Below are 20769 nucleotides of genomic sequence, written 5' to 3'. Positions count from 1 at the left end.
ACAAATACCCAGCCGCACTATTCCGCAGTTGTGCGCGCATGAGTTTTTTGTTAAGAGCACGCGCGGCCACATAGGCGCAGAAATAGATCTGCTGGCCATCAACACTAAGAAAAGAATGAAAAATCAATACCAGTCCAACAGTTGACAGCCTTGGGGCGCACTGGTAATTTCACCGCACTGCCGACTTTTCCCGCAGTGCCTAGCCAAGACTGGGATGTCTAAAATGTGCTATCACCTTTCTGCTATCCGTTCCTCCCACAGCTATTCCGACAGCTGTTCCCGGGCCATTCTGGCCATCTTCAAAAGCAATATCTGGCGTCGCTAATTCAGCGTAGACCGGAGCCTGCCTGCTGCTTGCCAGCAACGTCCTGATCATTCAAACATGAAATCGAAGGCGCTTGCGCCATGTGTCCTGCACATTGCCTGGCTGCAATCCGTTGCAAGTCCAGTATTGCGCGCGACATGAAAAGCATCCGCCCCGAACATTCAGGATATCCGTCAGCACCTATTTAAAGTGTTCGTGCACTTTATATTCCCGTGGCGCTCTCTTAACGGAGCGCCTGAATCGTTACACCATTAAAAATGGTATTAACCATGAATAAACATTTAATTGGCGTGACTGCTCTTCGCCGTGAAGAGCGTCGATCTACAGATGCACTTGGTATATATGCGAATGCACTGGCACAACTGGGTCGCGAGTCTGTCTTCATTCTTGAATCACTTTCCGGTCCGAGCCGTGATCGCAGGGCGACAATCATTGGGCTCGAGCCCCTTTTCGAAGTGTGTATCGATGAGGGCCAGGCACAACTGCGCGGTTGTCCTGCGCTTTGTGAACATTTGTCCGCCAGCCTGCGCCAAAGCGGCGTGCAGATTGACCACGCGCACAAGATCCATCTGCCGGACAGCGAGGCCGCATGGAACCTGCTCCGGGCTATCCAGGCTATGTTCCAGCCCGCACCCAATGCCCCTTCCAGCCTGGCGTTCTTCGGCTATTTCTCCTACGACTGCGTACGCCTGATCGAGCGGCTTCCCGATCTGGCCGAACAGACCTACGACTACCCGCTCATTGCCCTGTCGGTCTATCAGACACTGGTGTATTTCCACAGCAATGGCATTGTCGAAACCCTGATCAACAACCACCCGCTATGGGTGCCCCGCACAATGGAGGATTACCCCTTCCTGACCACACCCGTGGCGTGCGAGGCGGTGGACCTGCCACCGTATCCAGAGACATTCGAGGAAACCCGCACGGTCACCCCGGAGCAATTCTTCGAACGTGTCGAAGTGGCGATGGAGCACATCCGCGCCGGCGACGTCTACCAGATCCAGCTCGGCCATGAGATTCGGATTCGCTCGCAGGTTTCGCCATTCGATGTGTACCAGAACCTGCGCCTTCGCAACCCATCTCCTTACATGTACCTAGCCCATGTGGGTGGTATCGACCTGATCGGCGCCAGTCCTGAGCTGTTCGTCAGGATCAAGGACGACTTGATAGAGATGCGCCCGATCGCCGGCACCGTCGGCAAGAAGCCGGGCGTCGATCCGACTCAGTTGGTCCTGGAGCTGACCCGTTCAGAGAAGGAACGTGCCGAGCACCTGATGCTCATCGATCTGTGTCGCAATGATATCGGTCGCGTCTGCCAGGCCGGCTCGCTGGAAGTCGACGAGTTCATGCTGGTGGAGGAGTACTCGCACCTCTATCACATGGTGTCGAACGTTCGCGGCCTGCTGCGCCCGGGTCTGGATGCCTACGACGTGATCAAGGCTTCGTTCCCCGCCGGGACCATGTCCGGCGCCCCCAAGGTCAGGGCAATGGAGTTGATCGAGGGGATGGAGAGCGACCGCCGGGGCATCTACGCGGGCGCCCTGGGCCTGGTGGGTTTCGATGGCAGCGTCAATACCGCCTTGTGCATTCGCTCGACGGTCTTCGACGAGGGCACCTACCACTTGCGCGCATCCGCTGGGGTGGTCGCCGATTCGGTTCCCGAGATGGAGTGGAAAGAAACGTTGTACAAGATGGGTTCTGTATACCGGGCGGTGACCGGCAAGGAGATCGCACTGTGAAAGTCTTCCTGATCGACGCTTATGACAGCTTCGTCTTCATCATCAGCCAATACCTGGAACAACTGGGGTTGGAAACCCGCGTCGAACGTCACGACGTGCCCGACCTCATCCAGCGCATCGAAGCTTTCTCGCCGGATTTCTGCGTATTGGGTCCCGGCCCAGGACACCCGGCCGACGTTGGCTATATCGAAGTGATCCGGCACTTTCAGGGGCATTTGCCGCTGCTGGGCGTTTGCCTGGGTCATCAGGCCATCGGCTTGGCCTTCGGAGCCCAGGTTTGCCGGGCCCCGCACGTGATGCACGGCAAGGTGAGCAAGATCGAGAACGATGGCAAGGGTGTCTATGACCATACGCAAGCACGCGCTATACAGGCCACCCGCTATCACTCTTTGATGATCAGCGACCAGCAGTTACCTGACTGCCTGGTGGTTACCTCGAGATCCACCGATGACGGCTATGTGATGGGCGTACGGCATCGACACCTGCCGGTTGAGGGGGTGCAGTTTCACCCTGAAAGCATCCTGACTGAAAACGGCCTGGAACTGTTCCGCAGCTTCATCCGGTGTCACGCGCACTAATGATCCGCCAGAAGGGGCACACGCCCCTTCTGTTCCGTGCTCCGGCTGTTTCATTCCCGCTATAACAAGAGCGACTCGTTTATGGACAAACTCAACTCTTCCGTCTGCGGCCGGACCCAGGCCGGGCGTACCGCACAGCTGACCGCCTTTATGAGTCTGGCCAAAGATGCCAACCGTTGCGATTGGGAGCGTCTGGTCAACAAAGTGCTGCGCCAACTCGGCTTCGGCAGCTACCTCATCAGCCTGGGACCAGTAGCACGCGGGGATACCGACCCTCTTGCCGGCCTCATCACCACTTTTCCCAAACGCTGGCTGGAACACTATCGCGGTGACGGGCTGATCGAGATCGACCCGATACTGCGGCACTGTCGACGCGAACTGGTGCCTTTTTTCTGGGACAGCGAGCGCCGGCGCGCCCGTGGGCGCTCCCAGCACTTTTGGCAGCAACGCGAACAACACGGCCTGCATAGCGGTCTGAGCATTCCGTTGCGCTACGAGCTGCTCAGGGGAACCCTGAGCGTGGCTTTCGATGACACCCAGATCACCGAACAGGAGGTTTTTTCCAACCCCGCCGTCTATCAATTGTTCATGCTCATCCCCTATCTGCTCGCCGGGATACGCCATCAGTTGCAGGCACCTGCCCAACCCCGCCAGGACCTGACGCCCAAGGAAATGGACTGCCTGTATTGGGCCAGCGTCGGCAAGACCACCTGGGAAATCAGTCATATCCTGACCTGTTCCGAGCGCACCATCGACTTCCACTTGCTCAATGCCCGACGCAAGCTGGGTTCGGTGAGTCGCCAGCAGGCCGTCAGTGCTGCGGCGGCCTGTGGACTGGTCATGCCGACAGTTGTCCCACCGGTTTACAGGCGCCAGAAATGATAACCCTCGGCCTCGTAGGACTCCCGATCCAGGACAGCCTTGACATCGATCACACATGCCCCCGGCAATAACTTGGTCCGCATCTGCTGCAATGAGGTGCACCGATAGGCCTCATGGGGCACAGACACGACCATCGCATCGCCGGCAGGCAGTTGCTCCCGACTGCTCAATGCGCAGTCGTACTGACGCATGACCGTCGCCGGATCGGCCAGTGGGTCATGCACATGGACATTGACGCCATAGGCTCGCAACTCGACGATGCGGACACCATCGCCCTTAATTTGGGAGCTCGGAAGGCGTGTTCGCTGTTCGCTTACTCCGGATGGTCATGGAATCCCCACGGGCCGTCACATTGAGCGCAAGCCCATCCTTATCGCCGAGGGAGTAATCGTTGCCGGTAATTCTGGCTTGCCGAACGGTGGTATCCGAGAGTGCCATAGCGAGCTCCTGAACAGAGTCAGGGCCAGGGCCAGGGCCAAATGCTCATCTCGCAATCCAAGCTGCTCCAGCAACAAACCGATTCAGTACTCATCCAAATTCAAGGTTCCCATCGGGACTTAAATCGGGACTTAAACGCACTGGATGGTGCTGGATTTCAGTGGTCCCCGCCGGAACGAAAAAAGGACCCGAAGGTCCTGTTTTCAATCGCTTGCAGAATTCAGTGGCACTCTGCAAACGCTATATTTGGAGCGGGAAACGAGACTCGAACTCGCGACCCCGACCTTGGCAAGGTCGTGCTCTACCAACTGAGCTATTCCCGCGTCTTGGTGATGCGCATTCTATAGAATCTACGCACCCCGTCAACCCCTTGATTCAAAATAGTTTTATTTCTTTTCAGGATTTTCCGCATTGATCTTCAAATGCGGCCACGCCGCCCGCAAATACTGCAGCATCGACCACAGGGTCAGCACCGCCGCCGCCATCAGCAAGGTGTAGCCCATCAGCACCCAGAAGCTGAAGTCCGAGGGGTTGGCCAGCAGAATCACCAGCGCCAGCATCTGCGCCGCGGTTTTCCATTTGCCCATGTTGGAAACGGCGACCTGCGCCCGCTCCCCGATTTCAGCCATCCACTCGCGCAGGGCCGAGACCACGATCTCACGACCGATGATCACCGCCGCCGGCAAGGTCAACCACAGGTTGCCATGCTCCTGCACCAGCAAGACCAGCGCCACGGCCACCATCAGTTTGTCCGCCACCGGATCGAGAAACGCGCCGAACGGCGTGCTCTGCTCCAGGCGACGGGCCAGGTAGCCGTCCAGCCAATCCGTCGCCGCCGCAAAGGCAAACACCGAACTGGCCGCCATGTAACTCCACTGGTAAGGCAGGTAAAACAGCAAAATGAAAATCGGAATGAGTACGACGCGTAAAACGGTAATCAGATTAGGGATATTCATCGGCACAACTGGCTACGAGGTTGAAAGGCATTCTACTCGCTGTGCAGGCTTGCATAAATCGACTCAGCGAGCTTTTTACTGATCCCAGGTGCTTTGGCGATCTCGTCGATGCTGGCACGGGACAGCTCCTGCAATCCACCAAAATGTTTCAATAGTTCACGACGACGCTTCGGCCCGACCCCCGCCACCCCTTCCAGGGTCGAGGTGCGCCGGGTCTTGCCACGCCGCGCCCGGTGCCCGGTAATGGCAAAACGGTGGGCTTCGTCGCGAATCTGCTGGATCAAATGCAGGGCCGGCGAATCGCCTTTCAAGGTGAATTCATGAGCCGCGTCGTTGAGGTACAAGGTTTCGAAACCGGCCTTGCGCGTCGCCCCCTTGGCCACGCCGAGCAGGATCAGGTCCGGCACCGCCAGCTCATTGAGCACATCGCGAGCCATGGACAACTGGCCCTTGCCGCCGTCCACCAGCAGGATATCCGGCAGCTTGCCCTCACCGTCCTTGAGCTTGCTGAAACGCCGGGTCAGGGCCTGGTGCATCGCCGCGTAGTCGTCGCCGGCAGTGACGCCTTCGATATTGTAACGGCGATAGTCGGACTTGATCGGGCCTTCCGGGCCAAATACCACGCAAGACGCGACCGTCGCTTCACCACTGGAATGACTGATGTCGTAACACTCCAGGCGCTGCGGCGGCTCTTCCAGGTTCAGCACCTCGGCCAGGGCCTCGAAGCGCGCGGCCATATGCTGACGATCGGCCAGGCGCGCGCCCAGGGCCTGTTCGGCATTGGTCACCGCCAACTGTTGCCAGCGGGCCCGCGTACCACGCACCCGATGACTGATGGCCAATTCGCGCCCGCGCAATCCATCGATGGCCGCGATCAGAGTCGGAAAATCCTCGTGGACCACGTTGACGATCAGTTCGCTCGGCAGGTCGCGCTCGGGACTGCCGATAAAGTACTGGCCGAGAAACGCCATCAGCACTTCGGAAACGTCCTCCTCGATACCCACCTGCGGGAAGAAATTCTTGCTGCCCAGCACTCGCCCGCCACGCACGCTGATCAGGTGCACACAGGCGCCGCCCGGGTTGATGAAGGCCGCGACCACGTCGACATCACCGGTGCCACCTTCCATGCTCTGCTGGTCCTGGACCCGGCGCAGCAGCGAGATCTGGTCGCGCAGCTCCGCCGCCCGTTCGAAATCGAGGATGCTCGCCGCCTGTTCCATGCCGGCGTTCAATTCGTCGGTCAGGGCATTGCTGCGCCCTTCGAGAAACATCACCGAGTGGCGCACATCCTCGGCATACACCTGCGGCTCCACCAACCCGACACAGGGCGCCTTGCAGCGCTTGATCTGGTATTGCAGGCAGGGTCGGGTGCGGTTCTTGTAGTAGCTGTCCTCGCACTGGCGGACCAGGAAGGTCTTTTGCAGCAGGCTCAGGCTTTCACGAATCGCCCCGGCACTCGGGTAAGGCCCGAAATACTTGCCCTTGGCTTTCTTGGCCCCACGGTGAATGCTCAGCCGCGGGTAGTCGCCGTCCGAGAGAAAGACATAGGGATAGGATTTATCGTCACGTAGCAGGATGTTGTAAGGCGGCCGCCATTCCTTGATCAGCGTCTGCTCCAGCAGCAGCGCTTCGGTTTCATTGGCGGTGATGGTGGTTTCCACCTGGGCGATACGCCCCACCAATGCCGCGGTCTTCGGCGCCAGGCCAGTCTTGCGGAAGTAACTGGCCAGACGCTTCTTCAGGTTCTTGGCTTTGCCGACATAAAGCAGGCGTGCGTCGCCATCGAACATGCGGTAGACGCCGGGGCGGCCACTGCAAGTCGACAGGAAGGCACTGGAATCGAACAGGTCAGTCATTGTCAGCCGGCATCGACCATGCCGTGGCGAACCGCCAGGAGCGTCAACTCGACATCGCTGCTGACTGAAAGCTTCTCGAAAATCCGATAGCGGTAGGTGTTCACGGTTTTCGGCGACAGGCACAGCTTGTCGGAGATGATCTGGACTTTCTGGCAGCCGACGATCATCAGCGCAATCTGGATCTCGCGCTCGGACAAGGCGTCGAATGGCGAGTCACTGGCCGGCTGGAAGGACTTGAGCGCCAACTGCTGGGCGATCTGCGGACTGATGTAGCGCTGCCCGGAAAACACCAGGCGAATGGCCTGGACCATTTCCGCCAGGCCCGCGCCCTTGGTCAGGTAACCGGCCGCCCCGGCTTGCAGCAAACGGGTCGGGAACGGGTCTTCTTCACAGACGGTCACCGCCACCACCTTGATGTCCGGATGACTGCGCAGCAATTTGCGCGTAGCCTCCAGGCCGCCGATGCCAGGCATCTTGACGTCCATCAGCACTACATCGGGTTTGAGCTCCCGCGTCTTGAGCAACGCTTCCTCTCCCGATTCAGCTTGTCCCACGACCTGCAGACCGTCGATGTCCGCCAACATCCGCGTAATGCCTGTACGCACAAGATCATGGTCATCGACTACTAGCACCCTAATCAAGCAGACACCTCACGAATTTGGTCTTATCAGATTATTGACCACCTTAGCAAAAAACCGCGGGCCTGACCTAGTTGCAAGCGTCACATAAGAGTATCAATGCACTATAAGCGCTTGCCGGGCGGCAAGCACGTTTCGTCGGAAATGAAGCGATTCAGGAATCACCCGAGCCGCTTCGGCCGTTTGACCCATAGGGCCCGGCGGTTTCAGCCAAGGTGGTGGTCAGCCGGTGGATAGCGTCCTGATCCTCCTTTTGCAGTACCCGATAGTTACCCAACACTTTCTCTTCCACTTGGCTGAGGTTATCCAGTTGCATCGGCGTCGCCTGCCCGGTCAGCACGTAAAGCACATCGACGCCCCGCGCGGCCACACGAGACAAATAGTCGGCCTTCGGTGCGCGATCACCGCTTTCGTATTTGCCCTGCGCGTTGGCCTCAACGCCTCCGATTTCACCAAAAGCCTTCTGCGACAAACCCAGCCGCTCTCTCTCTTGCCGCAATCGCGAACCAATTCCACTCATTTGGATGTAAGATCCCATTTTAAACACCCTTAAGGGTGATATACTCAACAAGCATTAAACACATTTGAACGGTTTTGAACTATGCCCGGTATTCGCACCGCCGCACAAGCCAAGGCTTGGCTGGAACACCAAGGAAAATCGGTTCAGGAGTTTGCGCGAGAACATGGCGTCGACCCGGCAACCACCTATCAAGTGCTCGCTGGGCGTAAAAAGGGACGGCGTGGCGAAGCCCATAAGGTCGCGGTCCTGCTGGGCATGAAGGATGGAATCATCCCATCCGGCACCGACAAGCCGAGTGACTAATTCCCGGCTTTAATAGGGCCAAGTATGCACTTCGCGCAGCGATTTATAGGACAATTCTCAAAGTATTGTCAGTTATTGCTAGATAGCGTTTTTAAAGTAACGAGACTCATACGAAAAAAGCACTCGTCCTCACCGACCACGGCCAAGCCCTGACGCAAATACAGCCGCTGGGCAGGGTTGCTCTTGAACACGGTCAGGCGCAACTCCCGGCGCCCCTCCCTGAAGGCGATTTCCCGCGCCTGTCCGATCAACCAGCCGCCCAGCCCCTGACCTCGACCTGCCTCGACCAACTGCAACTCGCGAATGTACAGCGCCCTGGCATCGCGACTGAAACTGACAAAACCCAGCACCTGTTCGCCATCACACAACAGTTCGTTCTGCCGCCCGGCCCAGGCCTGGTCAAAGGCCTCATCCAACCACAGCAAACCGTACTCACAGTAGTAAGCCATCATGTTCTGGCGGGTGAGCTCCCGAGCGAACGCCAGGTCCGCGTTCAGTGCCGGGCGAAAACGCCAGCAGCCGTTCACAAGCCCGTCACCGACATCACCTCCCCAGACCATTGACCGGCGACACGACGCCCGATCACCAACACATCCCCCGTACCTTCAGCCACCACCACCCGTTGCCCGCCGGCCGCCCACAGCGCAGTGCGCCCCGCCGACTGCCAGCCGCCCGTCAGACCGCCATGATTGGCCATCAGCACCGCCATGCCGTGGTCCCGGGCATAGCCCTGTAACAAGGCCGTATCGGGTCCATAACCGTTCTCAGTGATCAACACACTGGCGGCATAAAGATTAGCCCTAGATTGCGCAGCCCGTAGCGGATGACTGGCGTGGGAAAAGTCAGCGCAAACCGCCAGAGCAATTCGCTCATCGGCAATTGTCAATGGCTCGCCGCCGTTTCCGGGGGTAAACGCGACTTCTTCACCGTCGTGCAGATGCTGCTTGCTGTACACCTGCAAGGAGCCGTCGGCACCGAATGTCAGCGCTCCGATCAGCACCGGGCCGTTGGCGGACAGGCGTATCGGCATGCCCACCACGGTCACCAGCTTCAGTTCCCGGGCCAGTTCGCGCAACGGCGCCAGTACCGGGTCGTCCGGGGTAATCGCCAACCCTGCCGCGAGGCCGCGCTCATAGCCGGTCAATGACAACTCGGGGAACAGCAGGAACTCCACGCCCTGCTCCGCGGCCTGCTGCATGAACGCCAGGTGTCGGCCGATATTGGCCTGCAGGTCTCCGGCAATCGAGACGGCTTGGGCAGCGGCAAGGGTAAACACGCTCATGATTCAGTCCTAAGAATTCGTTCGGAAATATCTGTCGAGTGTGTCATAAACCCCTAACGCATTTAAGCGATAGAACCTACTCGCCAGACCTCATAGAATTTTCTGATTGAACAGAGCGATCGCGCTCTAGTAAGCTCGGCGACATTCACACGGAGTTGCACCATGCACCTGACTCAATCCCCGCTTTGCCACACCGCCAGCGCTTCGCGCTCGGTCGCGGCTGCCCGGATGAACACGGTCGGCACCCGCGTGAGCTTTTATTTTGGGTATTGGTTTAGCCACTGGCGCGCCTGACACCCAACCGGCGCCCACTGAATACAGGGGTCGCCTACCAGAGAATTCTCAACCCCCGGTCGGCCTCCCGACCGGGGGTTTTGTTTTTTCAGGCCCCAACATTTTGCAACCGACTTTTTAAATCAAGGAATACCGACATGAACTACAGCCTCTATTACCGCAACGACATCACCGGCGCCTGGCGATTTAGCAAGCTCCGCTCGGGACAGCACGCCGCCTCCGAACGGTCACGCACAGGTGGCACGCACACACTCACAGCCAGTCCGGCTGATTGTCGAACACCCCAGTAGGGCCGCGCGCGGGAAACACCCGCCGCCAGCCCAGGAAGCCCGAACATGAACTCTTCTCTCTGCGCTCTGCCGTCCTCCGCCCGGCCATCGGCCAACGAGCCGCTGACCCAGCGCCTGCCCAGCACGCTGCAACTCAAACAGCACCTGCCCCTCAATGCCAGCCTCGGCGAACAGGTCGAGCGCCACCGCCGTGCCGTGCGCGCCATCCTCAACGGTGAAGACCCGCGCCTGCTGGTGATTGTCGGCCCTTGCTCGATCCATGATCCGCAATCGGCCCTGGAATACGCCGGCCGCCTGGCCGAACTGGCGGCCGAGGTCAGCGACCAGATGCTCCTGGTGATGCGCGCCTACATCGAGAAACCGCGGACCACGGTGGGCTGGAAAGGCCTGGCCTACGACCCGCACCTGGATGGCAGCGACGACATGGCCGGCGGCCTGGCCCTGTCCCGTGAACTGATGCGCGAGATGCTGCGCCTGGGCCTGCCGATTGCCAGCGAACTGCTGCAACCCATGGCGACCGGTTATATCGATGACCTGCTGAGCTGGGGCGCGATTGGCGCGCGGACCACGGAATCGCAGATCCACCGGGAAATGGCCAGCGGCCTGCCGATGCCGGTGGGGTTCAAGAACGGCACCGACGGCAGTGTCGGCATCGCCGCGGATGCCATGCGTTCGGCAGCCCACGCCCATCGGCATTTCGGCGTCGACAGCCAGGGCCACCCGGCGATCATCCAGACCCAGGGCAACCCGGACACCCATCTGGTGCTGCGCGGCGGCCATCGCGGGCCGAACTACGATGCGCACAGCGTGGCCCAGGTGCGCGCCGGCCTGGCCAAACAGTCGATCGCGCCGCGGATCATGGTCGATTGCAGCCACGCCAACAGCGGCAAGGACCCGTTGCGCCAGCCGGCGGTGTTCGCCGATGTGCTGGAGCAGCGCCTGCGCGGTGATCGCTCGCTGGTCGGGATGATGCTCGAGAGTCATCTGTTCGAAGGTTGCCAGCCGTTGAGCGCGAACCTGCGCTATGGCGTTTCGATCACCGATGGCTGCCTCGGCTGGGAGGCGACCGAAGAATTGCTGCGCGAGGCGGCCGGGCAACTGCGTAAGCAGCCGGTGGCGGAGATGCTCGGAGCCTGAAGAAACCTTGTGGCGAGCGGGCTTGCCCGCGCTGGGCTGCGAAGCGGCCCTGAAACCAGCGAATTCGGAACATCAGGTCGGCCGAGCCGACCGATTTTGCGACTGCTTCACAGCCGAGCGCGGGCAAGCCCGCTCGCCACAAAACCGCGCTCGGCTTTAAAACAATGGGGCAAGCCCGCTCGCCACAGATCCGATACACCGCGTCGCCAGGAACTTTTGCCGGGAAAATCCGGCCTGATTCCGGTAATCTCGACACTTTCCAGAAAGGAGTATCACCCCATGGCCAAAGCCACTGCCCGTCACATCCTGGTTGCCAGCGAAGCCAAGTGCAACGAACTCAAGGCCCAGATCGAAGGCGGCGCCGATTTCGCCGAGATCGCCAAAGCCAACTCCACCTGCCCGTCCAGCCGCGACGGCGGCAACCTGGGCTCGTTCGGCCCGGGCCAGATGGTCAAGGAGTTCGACACAGTGGTCTTCAGCGCCCCGGTCAATACCGTACAAGGCCCGGTGAAAACCCAGTTCGGCTACCACCTGCTGGAAGTGACCAGTCGCCAGGACTGATCCGGTCCCCGTGGCGAGAGGGCTTGCCCTAATGCCGATCAGTTAAGGGAAATGGGATATTGAAACACGCCACGTCACTGTGGGAGCGGTGCTTGCCCGCGAAGCTTTTAGCGGTCTCAAGGGCCTCTTCGCGAGCACGCTCTGCTCCCACAGGGACCGCGTTCAGCCTCAACTGATCAGCATTAGGGCTTGCCCCCTCGCTATATTGAATGATCTCCCTGATACTCCGAACCGGCTTCTAAGGCTGAAGATGCGACTGGCCCTATCCCTGCTACTCACCGCCCTGAGCCTTTTTCCCGGCCTGTCCGCCAACGCCGCCCCCGCGCAGCACGCGTTGACCGTCTACGGCGAACCAGCCAAATACCCCGCCGGCTTCAGCCATTTCAACTACGCCAACCCGCGCGCCCCCAAAGGCGGCAGCCTGCGCCGCTCGGCCATCGAGATCGGCCAGTTCGACCATATCCTGCCCTATGTCGACAAAGGCACCGGCGTCACCCAGATCGACGGCTGGATCTACTCGCCGTTGGCCGTGCGCTCCCTGGACGAGCCCTACACCGTCTACGGCCTGGTGGCGGAAAAAATGCAGCGCGGCGATGACGGCCTGTCCCTGCGTTTCTACCTGAACCCCAAGGCCCGCTTCGCCGACGGCACGCCGATCACCGCCGAAGACGTGCGCTACACCTACAACCTGCTGATGACCCAGGGCAGCCTCAGCTACCGCATGCAGTTCGAAGCGGTGAAAGACGTCGAGGTCGAGTCGCCGACCCAGGTCCGTTTCGACTTCAAGAACAACGACAACCGCTCATTGCCACTGGATATCGCCAGCCTGCCGATACTACCGGAGCACTGGTGGAAGACCCGTGACTTCGCCAACGGCGGCGGCTATGAAGCCCCACTGGGCAGCGGCCCCTACAAGGTGAGCAAGGTCGACTCCGGACGCAGTATCACCTTCAGCCGCAACCCCGACTGGTGGGCCAAGGACCTGCCGGTGAGCCGCGGCCTGTACAACTTCGACCGTGTCACCATCGAGTTCTTCGGTGATACCGACGTCGCCCGCCAGGTCCTGCGTGGCGGTGCCTATGACTATAACCGCGAGTTTTCCGCCACCGGCTACTCCATCGGCTACGACAGCCCGGCCCTCACCGATGGCCGCCTGCAGAAGGCCCATCTGGCACAGGAGGCGCCGCAAGCCGCCCAGGGCTACCTGTTCAACCTGCAAAAACCGCTGTTCCAGGACCGCCGGGTGCGCGAGGCCCTGGCCATGCTCTGGGACTTCGAATGGAGCAACCGGCAGATGATGCGCAATATGTACATCCGCCAGCAGAGCTTCTTCTCCAACACCGCTCTGGCCGCCCGGCAGTTGCCCGACCAGGCGGAACTGGCGATCCTCGAACCGCTGCGCGGACAGATTCCCGACGAAGTTTTCAGCAAAGTCTTCGAAGCACCGAAAACCGACGCCAGCGGTAACCTGCGGGACAAGCAACTGCAGGCTCTGGCCCTGCTGGAACAAGCCGGTTGGAAACCCGATGGTGATCGCCTGGTCAACGCCCAGGGCGAACCGCTGAGCTTCACCTTCCTCAATGCCCAGAACGGCATGGAGCGATTGCTGCTGCCCTATAAGCGCAACCTGGCGCAGATCGGCATCCGCATGGACATCCGTCGCATTGACGCCTCGCAGTATGTCAACCGCCTCAAGGCCCGCGACTATGACATGATCGTCAGCGGCTACCCGGTCACTACCTCGCCGGGCATCGAGCTGTACAACTACTTCGGTTCCGCGGCGGCCAACGACCCCGGATCGAGCAACTTCATGGTCCTGAAAAACCCCGCCGTGGACACCCTGATCAATGGCCTGATCAAGGCCGATACCCAGCCGCGGATGCTCAGCTACGCCCACGCCCTGGACCGGGTGCTGCAATGGAACTACTACTGGATTCCCAACTACTACCCGCCGGGCACCTCGACGGTCTGGTGGAACCGCTTCGGTATTCCCAAGGAGCAGGCCAGCAATGACCCCGCCGTCGAAACCTGGTGGGAAGTCAGCCCGACCGCGCTGACCAACGAACAGATGACCGCCGAGCTGATCAAGCGCGGCAGCTCCGGAGGACAGCACTGATGCTGGCGTACACCCTGCGACGACTGCTACTGATCATCCCGACGCTGCTGATGATCCTGCTGGTCAACTTCGTCATCGTCCAGGCTGCCCCCGGCGGCCCGGTAGAACAGGCCATTGCCCGCTTGCAGGGTATCGGCGGCGGTGGAGCCCTCGGCGGGGGCAGCGACACACTGCAAGGCGCCTCGCGGGCCAGCCGCGGCCTGGACCCCAAGCTGATCGCCGACATCGAACGCCAGTACGGCTTCGACAAACCGGCCCCCGAGCGCTTCTGGTTGATGCTCAAGCACTACGCCAGCCTGGACTTCGGCAAGAGCTTCTTTCGCGGCGCCGAAGTCACCGACCTGATCCTGGACAAGATGCCGGTGACCATTTCCCTCGGACTCTGGGCCACGCTGATCACCTACCTGGTGTCGATTCCCCTGGGCATCCGCAAGGCCACCCATAACGGCAGCCGCTTCGATGTCTGGAGCAGCACCGCCATCGTCATCGGCTACGCCATGCCGGCATTCCTGTTCGCCATGCTGCTGATCGTGGCGTTCGCCGGCGGCACCTCGCTGAACTGGTTCCCGGTGCGCGGGCTGGTCTCGGAAAACTTCGACCAGCTCTCGACCCTGGGCAAGATCGCCGACTATTTCTGGCACCTGGTGCTGCCGGTGACCTCGCTGGTAATCGGTGGTTTCGCCACCCTGACCATGCTCACCAAGAACTCCTTCCTCAATGAAATCACCCGCCAGTACGTGGTGACGGCCAGGGCCAAGGGTATGAGCGAACGGCGTGTGCTCTACGGCCATGTGTTTCGCAACGCCATGCTGCTGGTGGTCTCAGGCATTCCCCAGGCCTTTATCAGCGTGTTCTTCGCCGGCTCCCTGCTGATCGAGGTGATTTTCTCCCTCGACGGCCTCGGCCGCCTGAGCTACGAGGCGGCGGTGTCGCGGGACTATCCGGTGGTATTCGGTTCCCTGTTCATCTTCACCCTGTTCGGCCTGCTGATAAAACTCATCGGCGACCTTTGCTACACCCTGGTCGACCCGCGTATCGACTTCGCCTCGAGGAGCGCCTGATGCTCAGACTCTCGCCCGTGAGTCGGCGCCGGCTCGACCGTTTCAAGGCCAATCGTCGCGGCTGGTGGTCGTTGTGGCTGTTTGTCGCGCTGTTCGCCCTGAGCCTTTGCGGCGAACTGATCGCCAACGACAAGCCGCTGGTGCTCAGTTACCAGGGCTCGCTGTATTTCCCGGCGTTCAAGCGCTACACCGAACAGGAATTCGGCGGCCAGTTGCCGTTCCAGGCCGACTACCGCAGCGACTACGTGCGCCAACTGATTACCAAGGATGGCGGCTGGATGCTGTTCCCGCCGATCCCGTTCGGTGCCGATACGCCCAACTATGACCTCAATACGCCCGCCCCCAGCCCGCCCACCCGGGAAAACTGGCTGGGCACCGACGACCAGGCCCGGGACGTGCTGGCGCGGGTGATCTTCGGCGCCCGGGTGTCGATTCTGTTCGCCCTCGCCCTGACCGCCATCAGCGCCCTGATCGGCGTTGCCGCCGGCGCTTTGCAAGGCTACTACGGTGGCTGGGTCGACCTGCTCGGCCAGCGTTTGCTCGAAGTCTGGTCCGGTCTGCCGGTGCTCTACCTGCTGATCATCCTGTCCGGTTTCGTTGAACCGAACTTCTGGTGGCTGCTGGGGATCATGGCGTTGTTCTCCTGGCTGGCCCTGGTCGACGTGGTGCGCGCCGAATTCCTCCGCGGCCGCAACCTGGAGTATGTCAAGGCAGCCCGGGCCCTGGGCCTGACCGACCGCAAGATCATCCTGCGGCATATCCTGCCCAATGCCATGAACGCCACCCTGACCTACCTGCCGTTCATTCTCACCGGGGCCATTTCGACCCTGACGGCCCTGGATTTCCTCGGCTTCGGCATGCCCGCCGGCAGCGCCTCCCTGGGCGAGTTGATCGGCCAGGGCAAGCAGAACCTGCAAGCCCCCTGGCTGGGCTTCACCGCTTTCTTCACCCTGGCGCTGATCCTGTCGCTGCTGGTGTTTATCGGCGAGGCGCTACGCGATGCCTTCGACCCCCGCTCATGAACCAGGCGCCCGCGATGACCGACAACTTGATTGAAATCCGCCACCTCAATGTCGCCTTCAATGGCCAGCCGGCAGTGCGTGACCTGTGCCTGGACATCCGTCCCGGCGAGTGCCTGGCGCTGGTCGGCGAGTCCGGTTCGGGCAAGTCGGTCACCGCGCACTCGATCCTGCAGCTGTTGCCGCGCAGTGGCTGCCAGTCCAGCGGCAGCGTGCGTTATCGCGGCCAGGAATTGCTGGGAGCCGATGACAGCACCCTGCGCAGCCTGCGCGGCGATCGTATCGCAATGATCTTTCAGGAGCCGATGACCTCCCTCAACCCGCTGCACAGCGTGGAAAAGCAGATCGGCGAAACTCTCATGCTGCACAAGGGCCTTGGCGGCAAGGCGGCGCAGACGCGGATCATCGAACTGCTGGAAATGGTCGGTCTGCAGAACCCCCGGGAGCGCCTCAAGGCCTACCCCCATCAACTCTCCGGCGGGCAACGCCAGCGGGTGATGATCGCCATGGCCCTGGCCTGCGAGCCACAGCTGCTGATCGCCGACGAACCGACCACCGCCCTCGACGTCACGGTACAGCGCAAGATCCTCTCGCTGCTCAGATCGCTGCAACAACGCCTGGGCATGTCGCTGCTGCTGATCAGCCATGACCTCAACCTGGTGCGCAGCATCGCCCAGAGGGTCTGCGTGATGAAGGCCGGGGAAATCGTCGAACAGGCGGACTGCGAAACGCTGTTCCAGCATCCCACCCATCCCTACAGTCATCTGTTGCTCGACGCCGAACCGGCGGGCAAACCACTGCCGCTGGACGAGCGCGAGGTGGTGCTACGGGTCGAGGACATGCAAGTGCGCTTCCAGATCGCCGGCGGGCTGTTCCAGCGCAAGGAATACCTGCGCGCCGTGGATGGCATCAGCCTCAGCGTGCAGCGCGGCAAGACCCTGGGCATTGTCGGCGAATCCGGCTCCGGCAAGTCCACTCTTGGCCAGGCGATCCTGCGCCTGCTGGACTCCAAGGGCAGCATCCGCTTCCAGGGGCAGGCCCTCGACGGCCTCAATCAGAAACAGCTGCGACCCTGGCGCAAACAGATGCAGGTGGTGTTCCAGGACCCGTTCGGTAGCCTCAGCCCACGCATGTCAGTGGCCCAGATCATCAGCGAAGGCCTGGAAGTGCACTGCGCCAACACCCCCGCCGAATGCGAGGCCCAGGTGATTCGCGTGCTGCAAGAGGTCGGCCTCGACCCACAGAGTCGCCACCGCTACCCCCACGAGTTTTCCGGAGGCCAACGCCAGCGCATCGCCATTGCCCGCGCCCTGGTGCTCAAACCCGCGCTGATCCTGCTCGACGAACCAACCTCGGCACTGGACCGCACGGTACAGAAACAGGTGGTCGCCCTGCTGCGCGACCTCCAGGAAAAATACGGCCTGACCTACCTGTTCATCAGCCATGACCTGTCGGTGGTGCGCGCCCTGGCCCATGACCTGATCGTGATCAGGGACGGTCAGGTGATCGAGCGCGGCAGCACCTGCGCGGTGTTCGACGCCCCACAGCATCCCTATACTCGGGAACTGCTCGCCGCCACCCGGCCAGTCCCGACCTGATCGCTCGCCGCCACGCCGGCAACGGACAACCGCCATGACCGACACCGCAAGCCTCAAGGACTACCAGCAGGTTCGCCTGCTGGCGATTCGTTCGCTGTTCGAAATCATCGAGCAATCCAGCGAGGGCACGGTGATCGTCGACCGTGACGCGAATATCGTCTGGATGAATGAACGCTATGCCCGGCGCTTTGGCCTGGCCAATGCCGGCGAAGCCATCGGCCGCGCTTGCGAGAGCGTGATTCCCGGTAGCCTGTTGCGCCAAGTGGTACGCACCGGCCAGCCGATTCTCCTGGATATGCAGGACACGCCCAAGGACCCCCTGGTGGTCATGCGCCTACCGATCCACGACGCCGCCGGCGCGGTGATCGGCGCCATCGGCTTCGCCCTGTTCGACGAACTGCGCAGCCTGTCACCGCTGCTCAAGCGCTACCAGGGCATGCAGGCCGAGCTGGCCTCGACCCGCTCGCTGCTGCGCTCGCGGCAGACCAAATACAACTTCGCGCATTTTATCGGCACCAGCGCCGCCAGCCTGGAGGTCAAGCGCCGGGCCCGGCGTGGCGCCAGCAGCGACTCGCCGGTCCTGCTGCTGGGGGAAACCGGCACCGGCAAGGAACTGCTCGCCCAAGCGATTCACAGTGCTTCGTCACGGGCGCACAAGGCCTTCGTCAGCATCAACAGCGCGGCGATTCCGGAGACCTTGCTGGAGGCTGAGTTCTTTGGCACCGCGCCGGGGGCCTTTACCGGTGCGGACCGCAAGGGCCGTCCCGGCAAGTTGCAGATCGCCCAGGGCGGTACGCTGTTTCTCGATGAGATCGGCGATATGCCGCTGCCGCTGCAAAGCAAGCTGTTGCGGGTGTTGCAGGAGAAGGAGTTCGAACCGGTGGGTTCCAACGAGGTGCTGCGCAGCGATGTGCGGGTGATCGCCGCCACTTCGACCGACCTTGAGGTAGCCATCCAGCGCGGCGAGTTTCGCGCGGATCTGTATTACCGGCTTAACGTCCTGCCGATTCAGGTGCCGCCTCTGCGCGAGCGCCTGGAAGACTTGCCGGCGTTGAGCGAAGCGATTCTCGAGGAGCTGCGCAGCCATCATGAGCTGACGGCGCAGGCCCTGGAACTGCTGGGCCGACACGCCTGGCCGGGGAATGTCCGCGAACTGCGCAATGTGCTGGAACGGGCGGCACTGTTGAGCGATGCGCAGGTGTTGAATGCGGCGGATATTCATGGGGCGATTGGTACGTTCAAGGCGTTGGAACGGCCGCCGGTGCGGGCCCTGGAGCCGTCGGGCAACGAAACGTTCAGCGCGGCCCGGGAGCGTTTTGATCGACAGTTGATCGAGACGACTCTTGCGCAGTGTGCAGGAAAAGTGGAAGACGCCGCACACAGGCTGGGCTTGGGTAGATCGACCCTGTACAAGAAAATGCTTGCCTTGGGCCTCTCTCAATCTCAATAGAGAGACAACAATCCCCAAATAGAGACAACCTCCTGTGGGAGCGGAGCTTGCCCGCGAAGAACGATAACTCGGTCCCCCTGAAACACCGCGTGGTCCGTATTCGCGGGCAAGCTCCGCTCCCACAGGAAGTCGGGGTCCTGACAGCCGGGACACCCTCCTGTTCAATTCGACAACCAAGTTGTCTCACTTCAGAGACAACCTCATAATCCACCACTATGAAAAAACAATAAATCCCTTTAACTTCAACAACTTAAATAAATGGCACAAAACTCGCAATCCCTACTGGAGATTCAGACCTAACCTACAAAAATAACAATTTTGGAGACACACCATGAGTGTGATCATCGCCCTCGCGGCGCTGGCATTACTGATGCTGGCGGCCTACCGTGGCTACAGCGTCATCCTGTTCGCCCCCATCGCCGCCCTCGGCGCCGTCCTGCTCACCGACCCTTCCGCCGTCGCCCCCGCCTTCACCGGGGTGTTCATGGATAAGATGGTCGGCTTCGTCAAACTCTATTTCCCGGTGTTCCTGCTAGGCGCGGTGTTCGGCAAGCTGATCGAGCTGTCCGGTTTCTCACGCGCCATCGTCGCCGCCGCCATCCGCCTGTTCGGCACCCGTCAGGCGATGCTGGTGATCGTGCTGGTCTGCGCCCTGCTCACCTACGGCGGTGTCTCGCTGTTCGTGGTGGTGTTCGCGGTCTACCCCTTCGCCGCCGAGATGTTCCGCCAGAGCAACATTCCCAAGCGCCTGATGCCGGCGACCATTGCCCTCGGTGCGTTCTCCTTCACCATGGATGCCCTGCCCGGCACACCGCAGATCCAGAACATCATTCCCAGCACTTTCTTCAACACCACCGCCTGGGCCGCGCCCTGGCTGGGGCTGATCGGCACGATCTTCGTGTTCTGCGCCGGCATGCTGTTCCTGCAGCGCCAGCGCAACAAGGCCCAGCGTGCGGGCGAAGGCTATGGCACGGAGCTACGCAACGAACCGGAAACCGCCGAGGATATCCAGTTGCCCAACCCCTGGGTCGCCCTCTCGCCGCTGTTGCTGGTGGGTATCATGAACCTGCTGTTCACCCACTGGATTCCGCTCTGGTACGGCAAGACCCACACCCTCAGCCTGGCGGGCATGGCCACGCCGGTACAGACCGACATCGCCAAGCTGACCGCCATCTGGGCGGTGCAGGCCGCGCTGCTGGTGGGCATCATCATGGTCTTGATCTTCGGCTTCCGGGCCATTCGCGGCAAACTCGCCGAAGGCAGCAAGAGCGCGGTGGGCGGTGCCCTGCTGGCGGCGATGAATACCGCCTCGGAATACGGCTTCGGCGCGGTCATCGCCTCGCTGCCGGGTTTCCTGGTGCTGGCCGACTGGCTCAAGAGCATTCCCAATCCGCTGGTCAACGAGGCCATCACCGTCACCCTGCTGGCGGGGATCACCGGTTCGGCTTCCGGCGGCATGAGCATCGCCCTGGCGGCGATGTCCGACAGCTTCATCAGCGCCGCCCACGCCGCGAATATCCCGTTGGAAGTCCTGCACCGGGTCGCGGCCATGGCCAGCGGCGGCATGGACACCCTGCCCCATAACGGCGCGGTCATCACCCTGCTGGCCGTCACCGGGCTGACCCACCGGGAAGCCTACAAGGATATTTTCTGCATTACCCTGATCAAGACCGTGGCGGTCTTCGTGGTGATCGCAACCTTCTATGCCACCGGCATCGTCTGAGGA

20 protein-coding genes and 1 tRNA gene are annotated in these 20769 nt (G+C 61.2%); 13 read left to right on the top strand and 8 right to left on the bottom strand.

The window, feature by feature from the left end; genetic code table 11:
* Nucleotides 1-594: 594 nt before the first annotated feature.
* The 3 genes from M5B99_RS16795 to M5B99_RS16785 all read left to right on the top strand — a co-directional run bounded on the left by M5B99_RS16795 (nt 595) and on the right by M5B99_RS16785 (nt 3524).
* A complete protein-coding gene (locus M5B99_RS16795; RefSeq protein ID WP_248805090.1) occupies nt 595-2064 on the top strand; it encodes an anthranilate synthase component I family protein in 1470 nt (489 codons plus the stop codon).
* Entirely contained in the window at nt 2061-2642 is a 582-nt protein-coding gene (locus tag M5B99_RS16790) for an anthranilate synthase component II (RefSeq protein WP_248805089.1), read from the top strand. The genes M5B99_RS16795 and M5B99_RS16790 overlap by 4 nt, the downstream gene beginning before the upstream one ends.
* A gap of 81 nt (nt 2643-2723) precedes the next feature.
* Nucleotides 2724-3524, top strand: a complete 801-nt coding sequence (locus M5B99_RS16785; RefSeq protein ID WP_248805088.1) for a helix-turn-helix transcriptional regulator — start codon at nt 2724-2726, stop codon at nt 3522-3524.
* On the opposite strand, the gene M5B99_RS16780 is transcribed toward M5B99_RS16785, so the two are convergent.
* The 6 genes from M5B99_RS16780 to M5B99_RS16755 form a co-directional block, all read right to left on the bottom strand.
* A complete protein-coding gene (locus M5B99_RS16780) occupies nt 3506-3775 on the bottom strand; it encodes a UDP binding domain-containing protein (protein WP_263860546.1) in 270 nt (89 codons plus the stop codon). The genes M5B99_RS16785 and M5B99_RS16780 overlap by 19 nt on opposite strands.
* 434 nt (nt 3776-4209) lie before the next feature.
* A tRNA-Gly gene (locus M5B99_RS16775) sits at nt 4210-4285 on the bottom strand.
* Between the two features lie 63 nt (nt 4286-4348).
* Nucleotides 4349-4918 (bottom strand): CDP-diacylglycerol--glycerol-3-phosphate 3-phosphatidyltransferase, encoded by a 570-nt coding sequence (gene pgsA / locus M5B99_RS16770; protein ID WP_248805086.1) that lies wholly within the window; start codon nt 4916-4918, stop codon nt 4349-4351.
* 32 nt (nt 4919-4950) lie between these two features.
* The gene (uvrC, locus tag M5B99_RS16765; RefSeq protein WP_248805085.1) at nt 4951-6774 is read right to left on the bottom strand and encodes an excinuclease ABC subunit UvrC; all 1824 of its coding nucleotides are present in this window, start codon (nt 6772-6774) and stop codon (nt 4951-4953) included.
* Between the two features lie 2 nt (nt 6775-6776).
* A complete protein-coding gene (gene uvrY / locus M5B99_RS16760; protein WP_100939313.1) occupies nt 6777-7415 on the bottom strand; it encodes a UvrY/SirA/GacA family response regulator transcription factor in 639 nt (212 codons plus the stop codon).
* Between the two features lie 151 nt (nt 7416-7566).
* A complete protein-coding gene (locus M5B99_RS16755) occupies nt 7567-7932 on the bottom strand; it encodes a helix-turn-helix domain-containing protein (RefSeq protein ID WP_248805113.1) in 366 nt (121 codons plus the stop codon).
* Between the two features lie 81 nt (nt 7933-8013).
* Here M5B99_RS16755 and M5B99_RS16750 point away from each other — a divergent pair, with 81 nt between their 5' ends.
* The gene (locus tag M5B99_RS16750; RefSeq protein WP_248805084.1) at nt 8014-8235 is read left to right on the top strand and encodes a DNA-binding protein; all 222 of its coding nucleotides are present in this window, start codon (nt 8014-8016) and stop codon (nt 8233-8235) included.
* A 68-nt stretch (nt 8236-8303) separates the two neighbouring features.
* On the opposite strand, the gene M5B99_RS16745 is transcribed toward M5B99_RS16750, so the two are convergent.
* The gene (locus M5B99_RS16745) at nt 8304-8795 is read right to left on the bottom strand and encodes a GNAT family N-acetyltransferase (protein ID WP_412548742.1); all 492 of its coding nucleotides are present in this window, start codon (nt 8793-8795) and stop codon (nt 8304-8306) included.
* Nucleotides 8759-9517 carry a carbon-nitrogen hydrolase family protein gene (locus M5B99_RS16740; RefSeq protein WP_248805082.1) on the bottom strand — a complete coding sequence of 253 codons (759 nt, stop codon included), beginning with the start codon at nt 9515-9517 and terminating at the stop codon, nt 8759-8761. Before M5B99_RS16740 ends, M5B99_RS16745 begins: the two co-directional genes overlap by 37 nt.
* A 162-nt stretch (nt 9518-9679) precedes the next feature.
* Between M5B99_RS16740 and M5B99_RS29980 the strand changes: the two genes are divergently transcribed.
* The 9 genes from M5B99_RS29980 to M5B99_RS16700 all read left to right on the top strand — a co-directional run bounded on the left by M5B99_RS29980 (nt 9680) and on the right by M5B99_RS16700 (nt 20766).
* Nucleotides 9680-9811 (top strand): hypothetical protein, encoded by a 132-nt coding sequence (locus M5B99_RS29980; RefSeq protein WP_263860545.1) that lies wholly within the window; start codon nt 9680-9682, stop codon nt 9809-9811.
* 335 nt (nt 9812-10146) lie between these two features.
* Nucleotides 10147-11238, top strand: a complete 1092-nt coding sequence (locus M5B99_RS16735; RefSeq protein WP_248805081.1) for a 3-deoxy-7-phosphoheptulonate synthase — start codon at nt 10147-10149, stop codon at nt 11236-11238.
* A 279-nt stretch (nt 11239-11517) separates the two neighbouring features.
* Nucleotides 11518-11799, top strand: a complete 282-nt coding sequence (locus M5B99_RS16730; RefSeq protein ID WP_100939307.1) for a peptidylprolyl isomerase — start codon at nt 11518-11520, stop codon at nt 11797-11799.
* Between the two features lie 250 nt (nt 11800-12049).
* On the top strand, nt 12050-13915 hold the full coding sequence (locus M5B99_RS16725; RefSeq protein WP_248805080.1) for an extracellular solute-binding protein: 1866 nt from the start codon (nt 12050-12052) through the stop codon (nt 13913-13915).
* A complete protein-coding gene (locus M5B99_RS16720; RefSeq protein WP_248805079.1) occupies nt 13915-14976 on the top strand; it encodes a microcin C ABC transporter permease YejB in 1062 nt (353 codons plus the stop codon). Before M5B99_RS16725 ends, M5B99_RS16720 begins: the two co-directional genes overlap by 1 nt.
* Entirely contained in the window at nt 14976-15998 is a 1023-nt protein-coding gene (locus M5B99_RS16715) for an ABC transporter permease (RefSeq protein ID WP_248805078.1), read from the top strand. The genes M5B99_RS16720 and M5B99_RS16715 overlap by 1 nt, the downstream gene beginning before the upstream one ends.
* Before the next feature lie 14 nt (nt 15999-16012).
* Complete coding sequence (locus M5B99_RS16710) at nt 16013-17593, top strand: ABC transporter ATP-binding protein (protein WP_248805077.1); 1581 nt, start codon at nt 16013-16015, stop codon at nt 17591-17593.
* Between the two features lie 34 nt (nt 17594-17627).
* Entirely contained in the window at nt 17628-19043 is a 1416-nt protein-coding gene (locus M5B99_RS16705; RefSeq protein WP_248805076.1) for a sigma-54 interaction domain-containing protein, read from the top strand.
* A 331-nt stretch (nt 19044-19374) separates the two neighbouring features.
* Entirely contained in the window at nt 19375-20766 is a 1392-nt protein-coding gene (locus M5B99_RS16700; protein WP_248805075.1) for a GntP family permease, read from the top strand.
* The last annotated feature ends 3 nt before the right edge of the window (nt 20767-20769 follow it).

It is taken from the genome of Pseudomonas sp. MWU13-2100, from assembly GCF_023242365.1.
Taxonomy (GTDB): domain Bacteria; phylum Pseudomonadota; class Gammaproteobacteria; order Pseudomonadales; family Pseudomonadaceae; genus Aquipseudomonas.
The sequence above is the reverse complement of the archived record's forward strand: the minus strand, read 5'-3'. Positions and strand labels throughout refer to the sequence as shown.